This is a genomic window from Microbacterium allomyrinae, from assembly GCF_020682705.1.
GTDB classification, from domain to species: Bacteria; Actinomycetota; Actinomycetes; order Actinomycetales; family Microbacteriaceae; genus Microbacterium; species Microbacterium allomyrinae.
Genome location: NZ_JAGTTN010000001.1, coordinates 822348 through 840008 on the forward strand (window position 1 = coordinate 822348; position 17661 = coordinate 840008).

Genomic DNA, 17661 nt, shown 5'->3' on the forward strand with positions numbered 1-17661 from the left:
GCCCAGTCTACGTGGGCCGGTTCTGTGGGCCGGCTGAGCGCCGGTCGGCGCAGAGACGGCCGGGCCGTCGGGATCCGGCTCAGTCGAACTCGGGTTCGGGGCCACCCTGCGAGCCACGGCTCTGGACAAGCGCGCGGACGCGGACGTACAGGAACCAGGCGACGCCGATCACGACGGCGCCGATGACGACGTACTGCAGGATGTCGGCGTACCGCTCGACGACGTGCCACGACTCTCCGAGGTAGTACCCCGACAGTACGAAGATCGAGTTCCAGATGACGCTTCCGGCGGCGGTGAGCAGCGTGAATCGCCAGACCGGCATGCGCGTGATGCCCGCCGGGATCGAGATGAGGCTGCGGAAGATCGGGATCATCCGTCCGAAGAACACGGCCTTGCCGCCGTGCCGCCCGAACCACGCGACCGTGCGATCGATGTCTTCGGGATGCAGCAGCGGCACCTTCGCCGCGAAGGCGCGGAGTCTGGTGAGCCCCAGCCACGCGCCGAGGCCGTACAGCAGCAGAGCCCCCACGATCGACCCGGCGGTGGTCCACAGGAGCGCCTCGAAGACCGTGAACGAGCCGCGGCTCGCAGCGAGCCCGGCCATCGGCAGGATGACCTCGCTCGGCAGGGGCGGAAACAGGTTCTCCATCGCGATGGCGATACCAGCGCCGGCGGGGCCGATGATGTCCATGAGCGACACCGCCCAGTCGGCGAGGGAGGTGAGCCAGGAGCCGTCGGTGGTCGCAGTCGTCATTCGTCGGGGGTCCAGATCTTCTCGGATGGCGCTCGATGATGGCGGAGGCTTCCACGCTACGTGCCCGGGGTGAACCGTTCCTGGGTGCAGACCCCCGGATCCCGATGGGAATGCCCGGCGACCCACCCACGTAGACTGATCCCTCGTGAGTGAACGCGTTCTCGTCAACCAGCTGCAGGCTCTCGCCGACGGCCCCGTCTCCGTCTCCGGATGGGTCGAGACCGTCCGCGACCAGAAGAAGGTCCAGTTCGTCATCCTGCGCGATGAGACCGGAGCTGTGCAGCTGGTCAATCCAGCCACGCGCCCCGCCGAGGACGGCACCGAACAGGATGCCGCGGCCCTCGCCCTCACCGACACGATCTCGAACCTCGCCACCGGCACGTTCCTGACGGTCACGGGCGAGCTCAAGCACGACGAGCGTGTGAAGCTCGGCGGCGTCGAGATCAAGATCGGTGCCCTCGCCATCGCGGGCGCCGCGCTCCCCGAGACGCCGATCGCGGCCGACAGCGGCTCCGACAAGCGCATGGACTGGCGCTTCCTCGACCTGCGTCAGCGTCGCAACAACCTCATCTTCCGCGTGCAGACGACGCTCGAGCACGCGATGCGCACGTACTGGATCGAGCGCGACTACATCGAGGTGCACTCGCCGAAGCTGATGGCCTCGGCATCCGAGTCCAACGCGGAGCTCTTCTCGCTGGAGTACTTCGGCGACCAGACCGCCTACCTCGCGCAGTCGCCCCAGTTCTTCAAGCAGATGGCGCAGGTCGCCGGCTTCGGCAAGATCTTCGAGATCGCCCCCGCGTTCCGCGCCGACCCCTCGTTCACCAGCCGTCACGCGACCGAGTTCACCTCGATCGACGCCGAGATCAGCTGGATCGACTCCCATGAGGATGTCGCGAAGATGCAGGAGGAGCTCCTCGCCACCGCGATCGGTGCGGTCAAGGACAAGCACGGCACCGAGATCGAGGAGCTGTTCGGCCTCGAGGTGCAGGTGCCGGCTGTGCCGTTCCCGCGCATCCCCCTCGCAGAGGCGCTCGAGATCGTCAAGAGCCGTGGCTACGAGGTGCCCCGCACCGACGGCGACCTCGACCCCGAGGGCGAGCGTCAGATCTCGGCCTACGTCGAAGAGACCTACGGCCACCAGTTCGTCTTCATCACCGACTATCACCCCGAGATCCGCGCGTTCTATCACATGCGCGATGAGGAGACCGGGCTCACCAAGAGCTACGACCTGCTCTTCAAGGGCGTCGAGATCACGACCGGTGCGCAGCGCGAGCACCGCGTCGACGTGCTGATCGAGCAGGCCAGAGAGAAGGGGCTCGAGCCCGAGCACCTGGACTTCTACTTCGACTTCTTCCGCTACGGCGCCCCGCCGCACGGCGGATTCGGCATGGGCCTCGCGCGCGTTCTGATGCTGCTGCTCGGCGAGTCCTCCATCCGCGAGGTCACCTATCTCTTCCGGGGCCCCACGCGCCTCGCCCCCTGAGTTTCTGCGGCGCCCCGCGCGTCTGGCACGATGGGCGCATGATCGAAGGCCTGCAGAACTTCCGCGACACCGGTGGCACCCCTCTCGACGGCGGCGGCGCGACCCGCAGCGGCGTCCTCTACCGATCCGAGGCGCTCAGCGCGCTCACACCCGGCGGACTCGACGCGCTGGCGGCGACCGACATCGGCGTGATCGCGGACTTCCGCACCGAGGTCGAGCGGGGAATGGCCGCTGATCGCCTTCCCGACTCGCGCCCCTTCCGCGTCGTCGATCTGCCGCTCCTGGAGGGCGCGCTCACCGGCATGGCGCAGCAGGCGCCGAAAGCGGACGACCCGAACGCCGCGGATGCCGCCGCCGCCGCGATCGCTGCGGCCGTGGCGCAGCTGCCCGGCCTCGGCGACCTCTACGTCTCGATGCTCGCCGGCGGCGCGGCATCCTTCGCAGCACTCGCCCGCCTCATCGCCGCCTCCACCGACGATGCGCCCAGCGCCGTGCTGGTGCACTGCACGGCGGGCAAGGATCGCACCGGCGTCGCGGTCGCGCTCATGCTCGACACGGCGGGGGCCGATCGCGACGCCGTGGTCGCCGACTACGCCTCGTCCGCTGCCCACCTCGCGGGAGCGTGGGCGGATCGCATGCGCGCGATGGTGACCGCGATGGGCGTCCCGCTCACTCCGACCATCGACACGCTGCTCACCGGAACGCCTGCCGCCGCCATCGAGCAGGCGCTGGCCTGGACCGACGAGCGAGGCGGCGCCGCCGCCTATCTGCAGTCGGGCGGACTGACCGACTCCGAGCTGGAGGCGCTGCGCGCACGTCTGGTCGCCTGACCGGCGCGGGCGCCCTTTCCTTCACAGCGGCCGCTGACGGGGTCGATACGGCGTTGCACGCCGCGTCGTCACCCGGCGGCGTCGAGGGCCGCACGCAGCCGGTCGGGAGACACCCGCCAATGGCCGTGCAGCCGGCCGTCGATGAGGACGACCGGGATCTTCTCCCACCACGTCGCATGGAGGGCGGGGTCGTCGGCGATCGAGAACTCTTCGACCTCGACCGACTCCTCGGGCAGTTCGGCGACCACGGCCTCGATGACCTCCCGTGCGACGTCGCACAGATGGCAGTCGGGCTTGCCGATGAGGGTGAGTGTCGTCACGACTCGACCGGATACCCCGCGGCGATCCACTCGTCGGTGCCGCCATCGACGTTCGTGGCGTCGTGGCCCCGGGCGGTGAGTGCCTCGACGACGCGGGCGGAGCGTCCGCCGACCTTGCAGATCACGTCGAATGCGCCGTCGGGCAGTTCATCGAGTCGTTCGCCGATGACCGACATCGGCAGGTTCACGGCGCCGGGCACGTGGCCCGTCTCGAACTCCCATTCCTCGCGCACATCGATGAGCGGGGTGTCTTCGCGCGCGTGGCGCTGCTGGACGGTGATGGACTTCATGGTGGCCTCCTCCACGGCACGGGCAGACACGAAGCGCCCCCATCGACCGGAACCCGGTCGGGGGACGCTTGGTGTCGTTACCGCTTACTTCTTGTTGCGGCGCTGGTGGCGGGTCTTGCGAAGCAGCTTGCGGTGCTTCTTCTTCGCCATGCGCTTGCGGCGCTTCTTGATGACTGAACCCACGGAAAACCTCACTATGTCGGGGTCTGGGCGCGGCGTGTGCGCGCCCTGCAACGGGCAGATGCGGAAAAATGCCTCGTGACAGTCTAGCCGACGTCGGCAACGGGCCGTTGCAAGGCCTCGGTCACCGCCGATTCGGGCACTCGGTAGCTGCGTCCGAAGCGCACGGCGGGCAGTTCGCCGGAGTGGACGAGGCGGTACACCGTCATCTTCGAGACGCGCATGATCTCTGCGACCTCGGCGACCGTGAGGAAGCGCACGTCAGACAGCTCAGCCATGTCATTCCTTCCCCAGAAGTACTGCCCACACTCTAGAACGCCCGAGGTACGCGTGTAAACCTCTGTGACCCATGGGACGACTGGGGCGGGCGGCTCAGGAATCGCCCCGCTGACGGGCGCGGCGCTCGCGGGCCTCGCGGGCTGCTTGACGCTCGACCTTGCGGGCGTCGCGCAGCGACTTCTCGGCCTCGCGCACGGCCTTCTGCGCCTCTCGGAAACGCTTGTCATCCGCGATGTCGCCGTCGTCGAGTCCCACCCAGGCGGGTCGTTCGTCGTGGCGCCCCTGCTCGGCAGCCGCGATGTAGGCGGCGACGCCGTCGAGGCTTCGATCGAGGCCGAACGAGAAAGGGTCGGACTCGTCGAGGAACACGCCCGCCTCGATCGCGGCGCGAAGGTCGGGATACGCGTCGGCCGTGATCAGCAGCCGATACAGCGCATCTTCGCTCCGCGTGATCTCGGCGTCCCCGATTCCCCGCTCCCGCTGCATGCGCGCGTACCCCGCCAGGACCATTCCCGTCCAGCGCGAATGGCCGGTCACGAGAAGCATGACGGCCAGCCGCTCCTCATGCGAGAGCGCGGTGCCTGCGAGCGCATGCAGTCCGGCATCCATCCACGTCGCGCTGTTGGGCGTCGTGGGCGATCCGCTGATCGGGACGTCGAGCACCCACGGATGCTGCAGGTACCGCTGGACCTGCTCGCGGTACAGCGCCTGCAGCTGCTCGCGCCACCCGCCTGCCGTGCGCATGGAGTCGGGCGGGGTTCCCGTCGCCTCCTCCTGCATGAGCAGCACGAGGTCGTCCTTCGCGCTCACGTAGCGGTACAGCGACATCGGCGTGAAGCCCAGACGCGCCGCGACCCCCGCCATCGACACGGCAGCCAGCCCTTCGGCATCCGCGATCTCGACGGCCACTTCGACGATGCGCTCGACGCTCATCTCGCGCTTGGGCCCGCGCTGGGGGTTCGCTGCGACACCCCATGCGAGGGCGATGCCGCGCGGGAGTTCGGGCTCGGTCGCGTCGGTCATGTCGTCAGTCTAGGACTGTTTAGGACGTAAACAGTGTGTTACCGTCATAAACAGTTACGGTCATAAACAGTTTCTGCGATACACACCCTTCGACGAAAGGACCCACGATGAGCGACAGCATCACGCAGCCGGCCATCGACGTCCGCGGCCTTCGCAAGGCCTTCGGACGCCAGATCATCCTCGACGGCATCGATCTCACGGTCGCGCGCGGCGAGGTGTTCGCCCTGCTCGGCCCCAACGGCGCCGGCAAGACCACGACCATCAACGTCCTGACGACGCTCATCAGACCCGACGCGGGCACGGCCAGCGTCGCGGGCATCGACGTCGCTCACGCGCCCGACGAGGTGAAACGGCGCATCAGTCTCACGGGGCAGGCCGCCGCCGTCGACGAGGTGCTCACCGGCACCGAGAACCTCGTGATGCTCGGACGCCTCTCCGGGTTGTCACGGGCCGCCGCGCGGGTGCGTGCGACGCAACTGCTCGAACGCTTCGCACTGACGGATGCCGCTGCCAAACGCGTCGGCGCGTATTCCGGCGGCATGCGCCGACGGCTCGACCTCGCCCTCAGCTTCGTCGTCGCCCCGGAAGTGCTGTTCCTCGACGAGCCGACGACCGGACTCGACACCCGCAGCCGGCGCGAACTGTGGGACGTGATCCGCTCGCTGGCCGATGCCGGCACGACCGTGTTCCTCACCACGCAGTACCTGGAAGAGGCCGATCACCTCGCCGATCGCATCGCCGTGCTCCACGAGGGACGCATCGTCGCGATCGGCACCGCCGCCCAGCTCAAGTCGCGCATCGGCGGCGACACCGTCGAGCTGCACGACGAGCACGGCGTCCTCCTCCACGAGGAGCCCACGGACGGCTCGGTGTCGGGGCTTCGCCGCGCGCTCGACGTGCTGGACGAGTCCGGCGCGCAGGGTGTCGTCGTGCTCCGCCGGCCCAGTCTCGACGACGTCTTCCTCGCCCTCACCTCGCCCGACGACTCGGGCGCATCCGCTCGCCGGCCGGATGCCGGATCGAGCACCCCAATGACATCATCCGTGCTCGAGGAGACCTCATGACCGCCATCACCCCCTCCCCCGCCCCCGCCTTGCGGCCTCGCATCACCGGCTTCACCGCCGAGCGCGTGTTCGTCGGCCGGAGCCTCACGCACTCGCTCCGCGACGGCGAATCCCTTCTCATGGCGATCATGCTGCCGGTCCTGCTCATGCTGCTGTTCACGCACGTGTTCGGCGGCGCGATCGATCCCTCCGGCGGCTACGTCGACTACGTCGTGCCGGGCATCATCCTGCTGTGCGCCGGATTCGGCGCGGCAACGACCGCCGTCTATGTCGCCAACGACATGACGGCGGGGATCATCGATCGCTTCCGCACGATGCCCCTCCGGGCGAGCGCGGTGCTCACCGGACACGTCGTCGCGAGCCTGCTGCGCAATCTGGTCGCGACGGGAATCGTGATCGGCGTCGCGCTGCTGGTGGGATTCCGCCCGACCGCCGACGTGTGGGGATGGGCCGGCGCGGTGGCGATGATCGCGCTGTACATCCTCGCGATCACCTATCTGTTCGCAGCGATCGGCCTCGCCGCCGGCAGCCCCGGAGCCGCCAGCGGGTACGGGTTCATCATCCTGTTCCTGCCGTACCTCTCGAGCGCGTTCGTGCCCGTCTCGACCATGCCGGACTGGCTGCAGTGGGCCGCCGAGAATCAGCCCATCACGCCGATCATCGAGGCGATCCGGAGCCTGCTGATGGGCACGCCGATGGGAGACTCTGCGGCATGGGCGATCGGGTGGTGCCTCGCGATCCTCGCCGTCTCGTTCGCATGGGGCGCGTGGCTGTTCCGCCGCAAGGCCGGACGGCGCTGAGGCGGAGCACTCCGGGAGGTCGGGTCAGCGGCCGGGGAGCTTCTTGAAAGCCGCCTCGAGTGCATGCTTCGCGGATGCCGCGGCCCGGCCGACCACCTCGGCCGCGTGGGCCGCGGAGTCGGGGAGCGACGAGGCGTACTCGTCCTCGACGTCGTCGAGGAACGGGATCAGCCAGTCGTCGACCTCGTCGAGGGGCGCCGAGGAGAGGCTGTAGTACCGGTGCTGGCCCTCCTCGCGCACCGAGACGAGGTGCGCGTCGCGCAGCACCTTGAGGTGCTTCGACACCGTCGGCTGGCTCGCACCGAGCTCGTGCACGATGTGGGAGACACTCGTGCCGCGCTCCCCGGCGGAGGATCGATCGAGCAGCAGTCGCAGGATGTCGCGACGTGTGCCGTCCGCGATCACGTCGAAGATGTCCGCCATGTGCTCAGATTAGTCGGGTGCCCAGCGGAGTACCATGACTGAGGTTTCCTAAGGAAGGGGCGGCGCATGACGACAGACCCGGCCGGGTCGCTCGTGCGGCGCATCCCCACGGCGCTCAAGTCCTCGTGGGACCGACTGCGGAACTTGACGACCTCCTCTCCAGCGCGCTTCGCGGTGATCGTGTTCGTCTCGCTCATCCTCGTCTTCACCGCCCTGCTGTCGCTTCCCGCGGCGGCCGCGAACGGGCGTCGCCTGCCGCTCGCGGACGCCATCTTCACCGCGGTGTCGACGATCTGCGTGACGGGGTTGTCGACGGTCGACATCGCGACGACCTTCTCACCGCTCGGCAAGGTCTTCATCTTCATCGGCGTGAACATCGGCGGCATGGGCGTGCTCACGCTCGCATCGATCCTGGGCCTGGTGATCTCCAAGCGCCTCGGACTGCGTGCGAAGCTGATCGCCGCGAGCGACAGCAATCCGCTCCGCACCCACGGCGGTCCGGTCAACGAGGGCCAGACGGTGCGCCTGGGCGAGGTCGGCCAGCTGCTGCGCACGGTCGCGCTGTCGACGCTGCTCATCGAAGGACTCGTCGCGCTCGCGCTGTACCCGGCACTGCTTCTCGCCGGAGTGGGACCCCTCGAGGCCCTCTGGGAGGCACCGTTCTACTCGGCGATGGCGTTCACCAACACCGGGTTCACGCCCAATCCCGGCGGGCTCGTCCCGTTCGCCGACGACTACTTCCTGATGACGATGCTCATGGTGGGCGTCTTCCTCGGCAGCATCGGGTTCCCCGTGATCTACGCGCTGTGGAAGAACTACTGGCACGTGCGCCGCTGGCCGCTTCACACGAAGCTCACGATCATCACCACCGTGCTGCTGTTCTTCGCGGGGGCTGCGGCTTTCCTCATCCTCGAGTACAACAATCCCAAGACCTTCGGGTCGATGGATGCCTGGGACACGACGTTCCAGGCATTCTTCCTCTCGGCGATGACCCGTTCCGGCGGCTTCGCCGTCGTCGACATCGGAGAACTCCACGGATCTTCGCTCATCGTCGGCTGCATGCTGATGTTCGTCGGCGGTGGCTCCGCCTCCACGGCGGGCGGCATCAAGGTCACCACCCTCGCCATCCTCGCCCTCGCGGTGATCTCCGAGGCGAAGGGCCGCCCCGCCGTTCAGGCGTTCGGCCGCCGCATCCCGAGCGACGTGCAGCGGGTCGGGCTCTCGGTCGTCGCGTGGGGCGCGACGATCGTCGCGCTGTCGACGATCGTGGTGGCGCAGATCAGTCAGGAACCCGTCTCGGACGTGCTGTTCGACGTCATCTCGGCGTTCGGAACCGTCGGCCTGTCGACCGGACTGACCGCCGAGCTGTCGGATCCCGCCGTCTACGTCATGGCCCTGACGATCTTCATGGGCCGCATTGGTACAGTGACACTCGCGGCGGCCGTGGCCGCGACATCCCGTTCGCAGCTCTATTCGCTGCCCGTGGAAAGGCCCATCGTTGGTTGAGAAGATCCGCAGCGACGCGCCCGTCCTCGTGATCGGGCTCGGACGCTTCGGCGCCGCGTGCGCCGGCGAGCTCGACCGGCTCGATCGCGAAGTGCTCGCGATCGACGAGAGTCTCGATCTCGTGCAGAAGTGGTCCGAGCGCGTGACCCACACGGTGCAGGCCGACGCCCGCAACATCGACGCGCTGAAGCAGATCGGCGCGCAGGACTTCCAGGTCGCGGTGGTCGCGGTCGGTTCGTCGATCGAGGCATCCGTCCTCATCACCGCATGCCTCGTCGACCTGAAGGTGCCGCAGATCTGGGCCAAGGCGGTATCGCAGTCCCACGGCAAGATCCTCGCCCGCGTCGGTGCCAACCACGTGATCTATCCCGAACGCGAAGCCGGCGAGCGCGTCGCCCACCTGGTGAGCGGGCGCATGCTCGACTTCATCCGATTCGACGACGACTTCGCCCTCGCCAAGCTCTACCCGCCGAAGTTCATCCGCGGCGTCGGCCTCAACGAGTCCGGGGTGCGGACGAAGTACAACGTGACCGTGGTCGGCGTGAAGAGTCCTGGCAAGCCGTTCCGCTACGCCGAGGCGAACACCGTCGTGACCAACCACGACCTCATCATCGTGTCGGGCACCAACTCCGACATCGAGCGCTTCGCCGCGCTCGATCGCTGACCGTTCAACCGTCGCCGGCGGGGGTCGCCTACGCTCCCTCCGCCAGCTCTCTCGCCCGCGCGAGGGCTGCGTCGGTCGCTGCGGCGAACACCTCGTCGAGGCGGGCCTCCTGCAGGACCGCGATCGCACGCTCGGTGGTGCCCTTGGGGCTGGTCACGCGCCGGCGCAGCTCGGCCGGGTCGTCTCCGGATGCCTCGAGCAGCGCCGCCGCGCCGATGAAGGTCTGCTCGGCCATCAGTCGGGCCTCGGCCTCGTCGAAGCCCTTGCCGATCGCCGCCTTCGTGAACTCCTCGACCAGCAGGAAGAAGTAGGCCGGGCCCGATCCCGAGATCGTCGAGAGCGGGTCGATCTGCGCTTCCGAGACGTCGACGACCGTGCCGACGGTCTCGAACAGGCGCTTCACGACGTCGGTGTCGGCGGCGCCCGCGTGTGAGCCGGCAGCGAGCCCCGTCACGCCGCGTCCGACGAGCGCCGGTGTGTTCGGCATCGAGCGGAGAACGGCGACCCCGTCGCCGAGGATCTGCTCGAACGTGGCGATCGTCACCCCGGCGGCCAGGCTGACCACGATCGTGCCCGGGCGCACCACCGGTGCGATCTCGCGGAGCAGGTCGGGCACCATGGCGGGCTTCACCCCCACGAGCACCACATCGGCGGCGGCTGCGGCATCCGTGTTCCCGCTCGGCGAGCGTTCGAGTGCGACGCTCGTGACGGCATCGAGGCCGTCGAGCTCCGCGGCCTTCACGGCCGAGCGGTTCGTCGTCGTGACGCCGCTCTTCGCAAGGCCCGAACGGGAGAGACCTCGCGCGATCGCACCCCCCATGGAACCGGCACCGAGGATGGCGATCGGGGGCAGGGCGTTCGTCTCAGGCATGCCTGTCATCCTATGAGGTCGGTCCGATGCAACGTATCGTGCTTGACTTATATAAGTGATAATGCAAGCATAGATGTCATGCACGCGCTCGACATCATCGGCGACCCGGTCCGCCGGCGCATCCTCGAACTCCTCGCCGACGGCGAGCGCAGCGCGGGCGAGATCGGCGAGGTCGTGCAGCGCGAGTTCGGCATCTCGCAGCCCGCGGTATCGCAGCATCTGCGCGTGCTGCGTGAAGCCGGCTTCGCCTCGGCACGGGCCGAAGGCACGCGCCGGCTGTACGCGATCGACCCGGCGCCGCTCGAGGCCGCCGACGCATGGTTCGACCCGTTCCGCCGGTTCTGGCAGCCCAAGCTCGATGCCCTCGGCACCGAACTCGCGCGCGGGCGGCGGGCACGACGCCTGGCCGGCGACGGCGACCAGCGATCGGATGCCTCGGCCGCGGCATCCGACCAGCCCGGTGCCGGCCCCGCCCACACCACGGACCCCGCGGCCGCGCCTGCGATCGATGCCGGCGCGACCGAGACCCCTGCCCCCGGCGATGACAAGGAGAACTGACATGGTGGATGTGAACGCACAGATCGCGGCGGTGCAGCGCGCCGTACGCAGCGACGAACGCGACGGCGCGCAGACGCGCGTCCAGACGCTGACGCAGACCTATCCCTCGCCGATCGACGACGTCTGGGACGCGGTGACATCCGCCGAGCGCATTCCGCGGTGGTTCCTGCCCGTCTCCGGCGACCTCCGACTCGGCGGGCGCTACCAGCTCGAGGGCAACGCCGGCGGCGAGGTGCTCGCGTGCGATCCGCCTTCCGGCGACGAGGCGCGCTACCGCGTGACATGGGAGTTCGGCGGCGGCATGTCGTGGCTCGAGGTCGCTCTTCGGAGCACCGGCGAAGAGTCGACGCGCGTCGAGCTGATCCACACCGCGCGCGTCGCGGACCTGCCCCCGGGGTTCTGGGACATCTACGGCCCCGGCGCCACCGGTGTCGGCTGGGACGGCGGCCTGCTCGGCCTGGCGCTGCACCTCGCCGGCAGCACCGATCTGCCGCCCGAAGCCGCCGAGGCGTGGGCGTTCACCGACGAGGGCAGGGCCTTCTACCGCGCCTCCGCCGACGGGTGGGCCGCAGCGCAGATCGCCGACGGCGCGGAGCCCGCGGTGGCGCACGCGGCGGCCGACGCCACCTTCGGGTTCTACACGGGCGAGACGCCCGTCGAGATGCTGGAGCCCTGAGCGCGGACTCGGTGCTGCGGATGCCGCGGCATCCGGATGCTGAAAGGCTGGGCACCCCTCCGGCGACCGGGTCTATCCTCGAAAGTGCGAGGGCGATGACGCCTCGCGACGACGTGGGAGGCACCGATATGACCCTCTTCGACGGCATCACCGCGCGGACCGTGGAGACGCCCCGCGTGAGCGTCAACGTGCTGGAACGCGAGGGAGACGACCAGACCGCCCCGCCGGAGCGGACGGTCGTCTTCATCCACGACAACCTCTCGTCCGCACTGTTCTGGCAGGAGACGATGCAGGACCTGCCCGAGGACCTGCGCGTGATCGCGATCGACCTGCGCGGCTTCGGCGGCACCGAGCACCTCCCCGTCGACGCGACGCGCGGCGTGCGCGACTTCAGCGACGACGTGCACGCGACGCTCGACGCACTCGGCATCCCGACGGCGCACCTGGTGGGCTGGTCGATGGGCGGCGGAGTCGTCCTTCAGTACGCGCTCGACCACCCCGCACTCAGCCTCACCCTGCAGGCGCCGGTGTCGCCCTACGGGTTCGGAGGAACGCGGCGCGACGGATCGCGCCTCACCGACGACGACGCCGGCTGCGGCGGGGGCGGGGCCAACCCCGACTTCGTCCAGCGGCTGACCGACCGCGATACGTCAGCCGATGCCCCCACGTCTCCCCGCAGCGTCCTGCGCTCGAGCTACGTCGCAGACGGCTACGAGAGCGAGCACGAGGACGTCTGGGTCGAGTCGATGCTCACCACCTCGACCGCGTCCGGAAATTACCCCGGCGATGCCGTCCCGAGCGAGAACTGGCCCGGATTCGGCGCCGGCGGGATCGGCGTCCTCAATGCCCTGGCCCCGGGCCACTTCGACGTGTCGGGCATCGTCGATCTCGCCGAGAAGCCCCGGATCCTGTGGATCCACGGCAGCCTGGATCCGATCGTGTCGGACGCGTCGTTCTCCGACGTCAACAACCTCGGCAGGCTGGGGATCGTCCCGGGCTGGCCCGGCGGTGACATCGCCCCCGCGCAGGAGATGGTGTCGCAGACCCGGGACGTGCTCGGCCGCTACGCCGGCGCGGGCGGCGATGTCACCGAGATCACTCTCGAGGGCGCCGGTCACTCACCGCACCTGGAGCGCCCGATCGAGTTCCGCCAGGCGCTCCTCTCGGTCATCGGATACGTGGCCGCCCCGACGACGCTGTCGCCATCGACCGAGGCGATCATCCTGCGCGCGTCGGACTGACGCGCGACTTCCTCTGTCTCGCCGCACGTGCTCAACGGGCGTCCGCGGCATCCGTAGACTCGACCCATGAGTGCTTCCGGCGGCAACAGGGCGATCATCGCGGCGTTCCTCGCGAACATGGGAATCGCGCTCGCGAAGTTCGTCGCGTGGTTCATCTCCGGCTCGGCCTCGATGCTCGCCGAGGCGATCCACTCGGTCGCCGACTCCGGCAACCAGCTGCTCCTGCTGCTCGGCGGACGCCGTGCCAAGCGCGCCGCCGACAGCGAGCATCCCTTCGGCTACGGCCGCGAACGCTACGTCTACGCGTTCGTCGTCTCGATCATCCTGTTCTCGGTCGGCGGTCTCTTCTCGATCTACGAGGGCGTCGACAAGCTGACGCACCCCCACGAGCTGACCAACTTCTGGATCCCGATCATCGTGCTCGTGATCGCCATCGGGCTCGAGTCGTTCTCGCTGCGCACCGCGGTGAAAGAGAGCAACCACGTCCGCACGCCCGGCCAGTCGTGGGTGTCGTTCGTCCGCCACGCGAAGGCTCCCGAGCTTCCGGTCGTGCTGCTGGAAGACATCGCCGCCCTCACCGGTCTCGTCTTCGCCCTGTTCGGCGTCGGCATGACGGCGATCACCGGCAACCCGATCTTCGACGCGATCGGCACGCTCTTGATCGGCACCCTGCTGATCCTCGTCGCGATCACCCTCGGCATCGAGACGAAGAGCCTGTTGGTGGGCGAAGGGGCGACGGATGCCGATCACGCGCGCATCGTGGATGCCATCGTCCGCGGGCCCGAGGTGCGAAAGCTCATCCACATCAAGACGCTCTATCTGGGTCCCGATGAGCTGCTCGTCGCCGCCAAGCTCGGTTTCGCCGCGGATGCGCCGCTCGCGCACATCGCCAGCGACATCGACCGGATCGAGGCGCGCGTGCGCGAGGCCGTGCCCGCCGCCCGCGTCATCTACTTCGAACCCGACATCTACCGCCCGGGCGATGACCCCGCTCCCCCGACCGAGGAGTTCTTCATCAAGTCGGCGGACTGACGGGGGCTCGCTGTGGAGTACTGCGTCTTCACCGAGCCCCACCTCGGGGCGACCTACGCCGACCAGCTCGCCTTCGCGCAGGTCGCGGAACGCCTGGGGTTCAGCGGGTACTTCCGCTCCGACCACATCCTCAGCGGTATGGGCGACGGGCTCCCAGGCCCCACCGACGCGTGGACGACGCTCGCCGGTCTCGCTCGCGAGACCTCGCGCATCCGGCTCGGCACACTCGTCTCGCCGGTGACTTTCCGTCACCCGGGCATGCTCGCGATCCAGGTCGCGCAGGTCGATCAGATGTCGGGAGGGCGTGTCGAGCTCGGCCTCGGTGCCGGCTGGTTCGAGGGCGAGCACCGCGCCTACGGCATCCCGTTTCCGCCGAAGCGGTTCGACCTGCTCGAGGAGCAGCTCGAGATCGTCACCGGGCTCTGGTCGACTCCGATCGGAGAGACCTATTCGTTCGCGGGCGACAACTACACCCTGATCGACTCGCCCGCGCTCCCGAAGCCCACCCAGACGCCTCCGCCCATCATCGTCGGCGGCGGCGGCCCGCGGCGCACGCCCGACCTGGTCGCGCGCTTCGCGAGCGAGTACAACGTCGGCTTTCCCGAGGATCACCAGATCCAGGAGCGGATCGACAACCTCCATGCGGCATGCGAGCGCATCGGCCGCGATCCGGGCACGGTTCGCCTGTCGCTGGCGATGTCGACGTTCGCGGGTCCGGACGATGACGCGGTGCAGCGCCGGGCGGCCCGCATCGGCAAGACGCTCGCCGAGGTCCGCGACGGCACCAACATCGTGGGCGGGGCGGACGAGATCGCCGAACGCGTCGCGCACTACCGCTCGTTCGGAATCGAGCGCGTCTACTTCCAGCTCCTGGACCTGCAGGACGTGGAGCATGTCGAGTTCCTCGGATCCGAGGTGCTCCCGCACCTCCCTCGCTGAGCACGCCCTTCCGCTTCAGACCGAGGCGGCGCCTCGGACCGGGAGACGATACGACGGCAGACCGCGGCGGCGGACGAGCCACTCGGCGAACACGAGGTTGGGCAGCCAGCAGAGGAAGGGCACCGCGGCGTACGCGTTCGCGAAAGCCGGCTCGAACTCCCACGGCTGGCCGAGAAGAAGCGGCGCGAGCAGGAGCAGGGGCAGCCACACCCTCAGCATCACGCCGGAGTAGGTGAGTGCGTAGTTGCGGATCATCCACGCCTGGTGGCTCGGCACATCCCGGCGGCGGATCGCTCGGTACGCACGCCACCCCGTGATGAGCCAGAGGACGGCGAGGGTGCCGAACCCGAAGAATCCGACGTAGCCGGCAGGGCTCGACGGCGCGATCACGAGCCCTCCCGCCGCGCCGATCGCGACGCCGATCAGGTAGGTGCGGCCGATCCAGCGGTGCACGCGCGGTGCGCGGGTGCGCAGGCCGCGCCAGAACTGCAGGGGACCGAGTACGAGCGCGAGCGCGCCGCCGACGATGTGCACGTAGAGCGCGCCCTGAACGAACGGGTGGGCCTGGGCGTACGTGGGCGCGAGGCCCACCTCGTCTCCCGCCAGCTCGCGCAGCGACGCGGTGAAGTAGGGCGCCGCGGAGTACGCGACGATGGCGACGGCGGTGAGGAGCACGAAGGTCCAGCCGATACGCGAGCGGATGCCGCCCGGTCGCGCGGCGGCGGGAGCGGTGCGGACGGGTTCGATGAGGCGGGTCACGCCTGTCACGGTAGGGCCGGCCGCAACGGACCCGGCAGGGTGCAGACCCCCCGATGACCCGCGCGTGAACCCCCGCATGCGCGGGGGCGGGTGTCAGCGCCGAGCGTCGAAGAACGCACGCAGCAGAGCGGATGCCTCGTCCTCGCGGACTCCTCCGATCACCTCGGCACGGTACGGCAGGCGCCGGTCGCGCAGAACGTCGTACATCGATCCCGCGGCGCCGGCCTTGTCGTCCCAGGCCCCGAACACCACGCGCGAGATCCGCGATTGCAGCACTGCGCCCGCGCACATCACGCACGGCTCGAGGGTGACCACGAGCGAGCAGCCTTCGAGGTTCCACGAGCCGACGGCCTGTGCGGCATCGCGCAGCGCGACGACTTCGGCGTGCGCGGTGGGATCGTGCGTGACCTCGCGGAGATTGCGCCCCTCTCCGATGACTTCGCCGGCGGCATCCGTCACCACCGCTCCGACGGGTACGTCGCCGGCCTCGCCTGCCGCCGCGGCCAGCGCGAGGGCGCGCTGCATCGCGGCAAGGTCCCCCGGATCGACGGTCACAGCACGAGCGTAGACGCCCGTCGATCTCTCATCGCTCGTTGCGTGATGCGCGATCGATGACGCCCCCGGAGAACGGCCTCGCACGCACTACCCTGGGCGTATGCGCCTGCACGTCGCCGACCACCCTCTCGTCACCCACAAGCTCACGGTGCTGCGCGATGAGCGCACGCCCTCGCCGGTGTTCCGGCAGCTCACCGAAGAGCTCGTCACGCTGCTCGCGTACGAGGCGACGCGCAACGTCCGCGTCTCGCCCATCGAGATCCAGACCCCCGTCACGACGACGACCGGCGTGAAGATCAGCGAGCCGCGCCCCCTCGTCGTGCCGATCCTGCGCGCAGGACTCGGCATGCTCGAGGGGATGGTCAAGCTCCTTCCCACGGCCGAGGTCGGCTTCCTCGGGATGGCGCGCAACGAGGAGACCCTCGAGCCGACCACGTACGCCGAACGGCTGCCCGAAGATCTGAGCGATCGTCAGTGCTTCGTGCTCGACCCCATGCTGGCCACGGGCGGGTCGCTGGGTGCGGCCATCGAGTTCCTCTTCCAGCGCGGCGCGCAGGACGTCACCGCGATCTGCATCCTGGGCGCGCCGGAAGGCGTCGCCGCGATCGAGAAGCAGGTCGCCGGGCGCGACGTGACCCTCGTGCTCGGCGCGGTCGACGAGAGGCTCAACGAGAAGGGGTACATCGTGCCCGGTCTCGGTGACGCGGGCGACCGCCTCTACGGCACCGTCTGACCCTTCGGCGCGATCAGACCCTTCGGCGCGATCAGACCCTTCGGCGCGATCGCGCCCCGCTTCGCCGATTCGCGGCGACGGTGCGCTCCGGGGCCGGCCCGCTCCGTCCCCCGACGGGGGACGGCGACACCGGGTGATACGCGGACTGCTGCGGCGCGGCACCCGCCCCTCGCCGAACGAGCACCGCGCCCGCGTCCGTGGACGCTCTGTCAGGCTACGCGGGGGGCATGGCGCATCCAACAGGGTTGACACTGTGCGAGCGGACGTCTATCGAGGTCGCGTCCGACCGCCGCGTCCGTGCGCCACCGTCCGAGGCCTCAGTCGGCGATCGGGGGTTCCTGCGGAGCGCGGCGTCCGGTCTCCTGCTCCCAGAACTCGAGCTGCTGCGTGAGCGCCTTCGCGAGCTCGAACACCTGCTCGGGAGGAATCCTGATCCGGCTCACCACCCGTGCGGGAACCACGGTCTGGCGCTGACCGGTCTCGGCGTCCACCTGCTCGCGCGGTGGCTGTGCAAGGGTCAGGAAATCCATCACGAAGACCGTCGGCGTGTGCCACACGTTCGCGAAGTCGGCGTATGCACCGCCGATGAGTTCGGGCGGCAGGTCGATCTCGAACTGACGCGGTGCCTCGTCGGCCATGCTGCCTCCTGTCGGTGCGGTCGAGCGCGAGTCTACGCGG

General features: G+C 69.3%; 23 protein-coding genes. 12 read left to right on the forward strand and 11 right to left on the reverse strand.

The window, feature by feature from the left end:
- Positions 1–79 precede the first annotated feature (79 nt).
- A complete protein-coding gene (locus KEC57_RS03935) occupies positions 80–754 on the reverse strand; it encodes a DedA family protein (protein WP_229383216.1) in 675 nt (224 codons plus the stop codon).
- 145 nt (positions 755–899) lie between these two features.
- Between KEC57_RS03935 and aspS the strand changes: the two genes are divergently transcribed.
- The gene (gene aspS / locus KEC57_RS03940) at positions 900–2240 is read left to right on the forward strand and encodes an aspartate--tRNA(Asn) ligase (RefSeq protein WP_229383217.1); all 1341 of its coding nucleotides are present in this window, start codon (positions 900–902) and stop codon (positions 2238–2240) included.
- A 38-nt stretch (positions 2241–2278) separates the two neighbouring features.
- Positions 2279–3070: a tyrosine-protein phosphatase gene (locus KEC57_RS03945; protein WP_229383218.1), complete on the forward strand. Its 792-nt coding sequence runs from the start codon at positions 2279–2281 to the stop codon at positions 3068–3070.
- A gap of 68 nt (positions 3071–3138) precedes the next feature.
- Here the strand turns inward: KEC57_RS03945 and KEC57_RS03950 are convergent, their stop codons facing one another.
- From KEC57_RS03950 to KEC57_RS03970, 5 genes are all read right to left on the reverse strand, one after another.
- Positions 3139–3390, reverse strand: coding sequence for a glutaredoxin family protein (locus KEC57_RS03950; RefSeq protein WP_229383219.1), 252 nt, complete (start codon positions 3388–3390; stop codon positions 3139–3141).
- Positions 3387–3680, reverse strand: coding sequence for a rhodanese-like domain-containing protein (locus KEC57_RS03955; protein ID WP_229383220.1), 294 nt, complete (start codon positions 3678–3680; stop codon positions 3387–3389). Before KEC57_RS03955 ends, KEC57_RS03950 begins: the two co-directional genes overlap by 4 nt.
- Positions 3681–3764: 84 nt before the next feature.
- On the reverse strand, positions 3765–3863 hold the full coding sequence (locus KEC57_RS03960; RefSeq protein WP_003792170.1) for a 30S ribosomal protein bS22: 99 nt from the start codon (positions 3861–3863) through the stop codon (positions 3765–3767).
- An 83-nt stretch (positions 3864–3946) separates the two neighbouring features.
- On the reverse strand, positions 3947–4138 hold the full coding sequence (locus KEC57_RS03965) for a helix-turn-helix domain-containing protein (RefSeq protein ID WP_229383221.1): 192 nt from the start codon (positions 4136–4138) through the stop codon (positions 3947–3949).
- Between the two features lie 94 nt (positions 4139–4232).
- Positions 4233–5162, reverse strand: a complete 930-nt coding sequence (locus KEC57_RS03970; protein ID WP_229383222.1) for a TetR/AcrR family transcriptional regulator — start codon at positions 5160–5162, stop codon at positions 4233–4235.
- A gap of 107 nt (positions 5163–5269) precedes the next feature.
- Here KEC57_RS03970 and KEC57_RS03975 point away from each other — a divergent pair, with 107 nt between their 5' ends.
- Both KEC57_RS03975 and KEC57_RS03980 read left to right on the forward strand, forming a co-directional pair.
- Entirely contained in the window at positions 5270–6226 is a 957-nt protein-coding gene (locus tag KEC57_RS03975; RefSeq protein ID WP_229383223.1) for an ATP-binding cassette domain-containing protein, read from the forward strand.
- Positions 6223–7026 carry an ABC transporter permease gene (locus KEC57_RS03980; RefSeq protein WP_229383224.1) on the forward strand — a complete coding sequence of 268 codons (804 nt, stop codon included), beginning with the start codon at positions 6223–6225 and terminating at the stop codon, positions 7024–7026. Before KEC57_RS03975 ends, KEC57_RS03980 begins: the two co-directional genes overlap by 4 nt.
- Positions 7027–7050: 24 nt before the next feature.
- Here the strand turns inward: KEC57_RS03980 and KEC57_RS03985 are convergent, their stop codons facing one another.
- Positions 7051–7449, reverse strand: a complete 399-nt coding sequence (locus KEC57_RS03985; protein ID WP_229383225.1) for an ArsR/SmtB family transcription factor — start codon at positions 7447–7449, stop codon at positions 7051–7053.
- Positions 7450–7515: 66 nt separating this feature from the next.
- Here KEC57_RS03985 and KEC57_RS03990 point away from each other — a divergent pair, with 66 nt between their 5' ends.
- Positions 7516–8955 carry a TrkH family potassium uptake protein gene (locus tag KEC57_RS03990; protein ID WP_229383226.1) on the forward strand — a complete coding sequence of 480 codons (1440 nt, stop codon included), beginning with the start codon at positions 7516–7518 and terminating at the stop codon, positions 8953–8955.
- Positions 8948–9619: a potassium channel family protein gene (locus tag KEC57_RS03995; protein ID WP_229383227.1), complete on the forward strand. Its 672-nt coding sequence runs from the start codon at positions 8948–8950 to the stop codon at positions 9617–9619. The genes KEC57_RS03990 and KEC57_RS03995 overlap by 8 nt, the downstream gene beginning before the upstream one ends.
- A gap of 28 nt (positions 9620–9647) precedes the next feature.
- Here the strand turns inward: KEC57_RS03995 and proC are convergent, their stop codons facing one another.
- Positions 9648–10490 carry a pyrroline-5-carboxylate reductase gene (gene proC, locus KEC57_RS04000; protein ID WP_229383228.1) on the reverse strand — a complete coding sequence of 281 codons (843 nt, stop codon included), beginning with the start codon at positions 10488–10490 and terminating at the stop codon, positions 9648–9650.
- 78 nt (positions 10491–10568) lie between these two features.
- Here proC and KEC57_RS04005 point away from each other — a divergent pair, with 78 nt between their 5' ends.
- The 5 genes from KEC57_RS04005 to KEC57_RS04025 all read left to right on the forward strand — a co-directional run bounded on the left by KEC57_RS04005 (position 10569) and on the right by KEC57_RS04025 (position 14936).
- A complete protein-coding gene (locus KEC57_RS04005) occupies positions 10569–11048 on the forward strand; it encodes an ArsR/SmtB family transcription factor (protein ID WP_229383229.1) in 480 nt (159 codons plus the stop codon).
- A 1-nt stretch (position 11049) separates the two neighbouring features.
- Positions 11050–11724: an SRPBCC domain-containing protein gene (locus KEC57_RS04010; protein ID WP_229383230.1), complete on the forward strand. Its 675-nt coding sequence runs from the start codon at positions 11050–11052 to the stop codon at positions 11722–11724.
- Positions 11725–11852: 128 nt separating this feature from the next.
- Positions 11853–12965, forward strand: coding sequence for an alpha/beta hydrolase (locus KEC57_RS04015; protein WP_229383231.1), 1113 nt, complete (start codon positions 11853–11855; stop codon positions 12963–12965).
- A 66-nt stretch (positions 12966–13031) separates the two neighbouring features.
- Complete coding sequence (locus tag KEC57_RS04020; protein WP_229383232.1) at positions 13032–13997, forward strand: cation diffusion facilitator family transporter; 966 nt, start codon at positions 13032–13034, stop codon at positions 13995–13997.
- Positions 13998–14009: 12 nt separating this feature from the next.
- On the forward strand, positions 14010–14936 hold the full coding sequence (locus KEC57_RS04025) for an LLM class F420-dependent oxidoreductase (RefSeq protein WP_229383233.1): 927 nt from the start codon (positions 14010–14012) through the stop codon (positions 14934–14936).
- Between the two features lie 15 nt (positions 14937–14951).
- Here KEC57_RS04025 and KEC57_RS04030 read toward each other — a convergent pair whose 3' ends face one another.
- Both KEC57_RS04030 and tadA read right to left on the reverse strand, forming a co-directional pair.
- A complete protein-coding gene (locus tag KEC57_RS04030; RefSeq protein ID WP_229383234.1) occupies positions 14952–15695 on the reverse strand; it encodes a DUF2306 domain-containing protein in 744 nt (247 codons plus the stop codon).
- A 93-nt stretch (positions 15696–15788) separates the two neighbouring features.
- On the reverse strand, positions 15789–16220 hold the full coding sequence (gene tadA, locus KEC57_RS04035; RefSeq protein WP_229383691.1) for a tRNA adenosine(34) deaminase TadA: 432 nt from the start codon (positions 16218–16220) through the stop codon (positions 15789–15791).
- Positions 16221–16350: 130 nt separating this feature from the next.
- Between tadA and upp the strand changes: the two genes are divergently transcribed.
- The gene (gene upp / locus KEC57_RS04040; protein ID WP_229383235.1) at positions 16351–16983 is read left to right on the forward strand and encodes a uracil phosphoribosyltransferase; all 633 of its coding nucleotides are present in this window, start codon (positions 16351–16353) and stop codon (positions 16981–16983) included.
- A gap of 317 nt (positions 16984–17300) precedes the next feature.
- On the opposite strand, the gene KEC57_RS04045 is transcribed toward upp, so the two are convergent.
- Positions 17301–17621 carry a DUF3467 domain-containing protein gene (locus KEC57_RS04045; RefSeq protein WP_229383236.1) on the reverse strand — a complete coding sequence of 107 codons (321 nt, stop codon included), beginning with the start codon at positions 17619–17621 and terminating at the stop codon, positions 17301–17303.
- Positions 17622–17661: the final 40 nt, after the last annotated feature.

What these genes read in the sequence shown, in the direction of transcription:
- KEC57_RS03935 (WP_229383216.1), bottom strand. Translation starts at nt 754, where the DNA reads ATGACGACTGCGACCACCGACGGCTCCTGGCTCACCTCCCTCGCCGAC.
- KEC57_RS03945 (WP_229383218.1), top strand. Translation starts at nt 2,279, where the DNA reads ATGATCGAAGGCCTGCAGAACTTCCGCGACACCGGTGGCACCCCTCTC.
- KEC57_RS03955 (WP_229383220.1), bottom strand. Translation starts at nt 3,680, where the DNA reads ATGAAGTCCATCACCGTCCAGCAGCGCCACGCGCGCGAAGACACCCCG.
- KEC57_RS03965 (WP_229383221.1), bottom strand. Translation starts at nt 4,138, where the DNA reads ATGGCTGAGCTGTCTGACGTGCGCTTCCTCACGGTCGCCGAGGTCGCA.
- KEC57_RS03970 (WP_229383222.1), bottom strand. Translation starts at nt 5,162, where the DNA reads ATGACCGACGCGACCGAGCCCGAACTCCCGCGCGGCATCGCCCTCGCA.
- KEC57_RS03975 (WP_229383223.1), top strand. Translation starts at nt 5,270, where the DNA reads ATGAGCGACAGCATCACGCAGCCGGCCATCGACGTCCGCGGCCTTCGC.
- KEC57_RS03980 (WP_229383224.1), top strand. Translation starts at nt 6,223, where the DNA reads ATGACCGCCATCACCCCCTCCCCCGCCCCCGCCTTGCGGCCTCGCATC.
- KEC57_RS03985 (WP_229383225.1), bottom strand. Translation starts at nt 7,449, where the DNA reads ATGGCGGACATCTTCGACGTGATCGCGGACGGCACACGTCGCGACATC.
- KEC57_RS03990 (WP_229383226.1), top strand. Translation starts at nt 7,516, where the DNA reads ATGACGACAGACCCGGCCGGGTCGCTCGTGCGGCGCATCCCCACGGCG.
- proC (WP_229383228.1), bottom strand. Translation starts at nt 10,490, where the DNA reads ATGCCTGAGACGAACGCCCTGCCCCCGATCGCCATCCTCGGTGCCGGT.
- KEC57_RS04005 (WP_229383229.1), top strand. Translation starts at nt 10,569, where the DNA reads ATGCACGCGCTCGACATCATCGGCGACCCGGTCCGCCGGCGCATCCTC.
- KEC57_RS04010 (WP_229383230.1), top strand. Translation starts at nt 11,050, where the DNA reads ATGGTGGATGTGAACGCACAGATCGCGGCGGTGCAGCGCGCCGTACGC.
- KEC57_RS04015 (WP_229383231.1), top strand. Translation starts at nt 11,853, where the DNA reads ATGACCCTCTTCGACGGCATCACCGCGCGGACCGTGGAGACGCCCCGC.
- KEC57_RS04020 (WP_229383232.1), top strand. Translation starts at nt 13,032, where the DNA reads ATGAGTGCTTCCGGCGGCAACAGGGCGATCATCGCGGCGTTCCTCGCG.
- tadA (WP_229383691.1), bottom strand. Translation starts at nt 16,220, where the DNA reads ATGCAGCGCGCCCTCGCGCTGGCCGCGGCGGCAGGCGAGGCCGGCGAC.
- upp (WP_229383235.1), top strand. Translation starts at nt 16,351, where the DNA reads ATGCGCCTGCACGTCGCCGACCACCCTCTCGTCACCCACAAGCTCACG.
- KEC57_RS04045 (WP_229383236.1), bottom strand. Translation starts at nt 17,621, where the DNA reads ATGGCCGACGAGGCACCGCGTCAGTTCGAGATCGACCTGCCGCCCGAA.